The sequence below is a fragment of the Nostoc sp. genome (assembly GCF_036919495.1).
Taxonomy (GTDB): Bacteria; Cyanobacteriota; Cyanobacteriia; order Cyanobacteriales; family Nostocaceae; genus Nostoc.
This window is the reverse complement of the sequence record NZ_JBALBZ010000044.1, coordinates 1-2,181: the sequence shown is the minus strand read 5'-3', so window position 1 is coordinate 2,181 and position 2,181 is coordinate 1. Positions and strand designations below refer to the sequence as shown.

The following is a 2,181-nucleotide window of genomic DNA, read 5'->3' as shown; positions in this document are numbered from 1 at the left end:
CGAGTCATCGTTTATAACTGCTGAAATGCTTGTTTTATATACATTTTACCAGTTTTTTACTCTGCTTTTTTCCGAGTTTGTGAGAAATCCGGGTTCTCGCGTATTTGCTTTAGACCATTCGCCTAATTTGTGGACTTCTTCAAGGACAATTTTTATTACCTCAGGGTTCTCTTTCACGAAGCTACGTGCAGCTATCCAATAGCCTCCTTGGGTTGAAAGTCCTTTAGCATTACGAATAATCCGAACTTTTTCCGTTTTCTGAAATATAGCCAGGTGGGGGTCGCCTAGCACAGCTGCATCAATGCTCTTACGCGATAATGCTGCACGAGTTTCTGGTGCTATCAGATTGAGATGTTTGACATCTTTTAGCTCTAGTCCTCCTTCTTGTAAAGCTTTAACCACAAAGTATTGACTAGCAGTAGCTCTTTGAAAGGCAATTCCCTTACCTTTTAAATCAGCTATAGTTTTGATGGGGGAGTCTTCGCGTACTACGATCGCCGAACCTTCACCAGTACCCGGTATAGTATTAGCAAGAAGAACAAAAGGAATACCAGTTGCTTGGGCAAATATGGGTGGAGTTTCACCAACAGCACCGACATCCAAACTGCCCACATTTATTGCTTCTAAAAGCTGTGGCCCAGCTGTAAATTGCGCCCACTGCACTTGAACACCCAAGGGATTCAAGCGTTTCTCTAAAACTTGTCTACTTTTGGTGATATCCGCAGCAGTAAAATAGCCAATTCTTAACAATTTTGTCTTAATGCCATTAGGAGCTGCAACTGCTGCCTTTTCTCGTGTATCTGCTGCTTTACAACTTACTAAAGTTGTGGAAAGAGTAAATACTCCAGCTACTCATAAAATTAGAAAGTTGCGTTTTCTAGATATTGCTAACATGATGTATTACCAATTTTCTGGGGTTTAAAATACAAGCTTTAATTAAAAAACTGATTTTAGAATGATGTAAAAGTTGAAGATAGGAAATTTTTTATTTTGCGGTTAGACTCTGTTTACTAACTCTCTCATCTAAATAATCTATTGTAAATCGGTAGATTTACAGTAGATTATGATTGCACAGACTTTACCACAAGCTAATTTAAAAATCAAGCAGCAAGGATGACAGTGCTATTGATACAAGTGGTAAAAAGAAACAATAAGTGTGATACTAGCGATCGCAGTTTACACTCTGACTTTTCACGTTATATGGAAAAGTGAACTTGGAACCTAACCCCCTTCCCTCGTAGGGAAGGGGAAACATTCAAAGCCTTTCTTCTTGTAGGGAAGAAGAATGGAAGTGGGGTTTTTCAGATCCCGTGAAAAGTCTGTTTACACCAGACTGGTTTGGAAGAAGCGATTAGCAGGGCGCGCCAGACCAAGATTTTCGCGCAGCGTTGTACCCTCATACTCTTGGCGGAAAATCCCACGGCGTTGGAGTTCCGGCACAACTTTATCGACAAAATCATTCAGCCCTTCAGGGATAAAAGGGAACATGATGTTGAAACCGTCAGAGCCTTCCTCAATCAGCCATTTTTCCATATCATCAGCGATGGTTTGGGGTGTGCCCACAAAAGCCAACCCGCCGTAACTGCCAATGCGTTGCGCCAGTTGTCGAATAGTCAAGTTTTCACGTTGCGCTAAGGCGATTACTCTTTCTCGTGAAGAGTGACCACCGTTATTCGGTGGGATTTCTGGCAAGAGTCCATCCGGGTCAAAACCCGAAACATCGTAGCCAATAGCACTATTTAGGCTGGCAATTCCACTGTCATAATGTACTAGGCTATCCAAATAAACACGCTTGGACTGTGCCTCTGCGACGGTTTCCCCCACGATGACTAAAGCACCTGGAAGGATTTTTATGCTGTCTGGGTCACGTCCGATTGCCTGCGCTCGTCCCTTAATGTCTGCAAATAAAGCTTTGCCAGCTTCCAGATTACTTGCAGGTGCAAACACAGCCTCGGCGGTTTCGGCAGCTAATTGCCGCCCGGCTTCGGATGCGCCTGCCTGAACGATTACCGGCCAACCTTGGACAGGTCTGGCGATGTTCAATGGCCCTCGCACCGAGAGATATTTTCCCTGATGATTCAGAACATGAAGCTTTGCAGGGTCGAAATAAATCCCTGCTTCCACGTCCCGAATAAACGCATCGTCAGCAAAGGAATCCCAAAGACCCGTGACAACATCATA

Annotated in this window: 3 protein-coding genes; 1 reads left to right on the top strand and 2 read right to left on the bottom strand. The window is 43.6% G+C overall.

Annotated features, from left to right (window positions below; all coding sequences use genetic code 11):
* Window positions 1-45: 45 nt before the first annotated feature.
* Window positions 46-750, bottom strand: coding sequence for an aliphatic sulfonate ABC transporter substrate-binding protein (locus tag V7K25_RS05515; RefSeq protein ID WP_335155810.1), 705 nt, complete (start codon window positions 748-750; stop codon window positions 46-48).
* Between the two features lie 10 nt (window positions 751-760).
* Between V7K25_RS05515 and V7K25_RS05510 the strand changes: the two genes are divergently transcribed.
* Entirely contained in the window at window positions 761-922 is a 162-nt protein-coding gene (locus V7K25_RS05510) for a hypothetical protein (protein ID WP_335155808.1), read from the top strand.
* A 401-nt stretch (window positions 923-1,323) separates the two neighbouring features.
* Here V7K25_RS05510 and V7K25_RS05505 read toward each other — a convergent pair.
* The coding region (locus V7K25_RS05505; protein ID WP_335155806.1) for an NtaA/DmoA family FMN-dependent monooxygenase at window positions 1,324-2,181 on the bottom strand (858 nt) is incomplete at its 5' end.

What these genes read in the sequence shown, in the direction of transcription:
- V7K25_RS05510 (WP_335155808.1), top strand. Translation starts at nt 761, where the DNA reads ATGCCATTAGGAGCTGCAACTGCTGCCTTTTCTCGTGTATCTGCTGCT.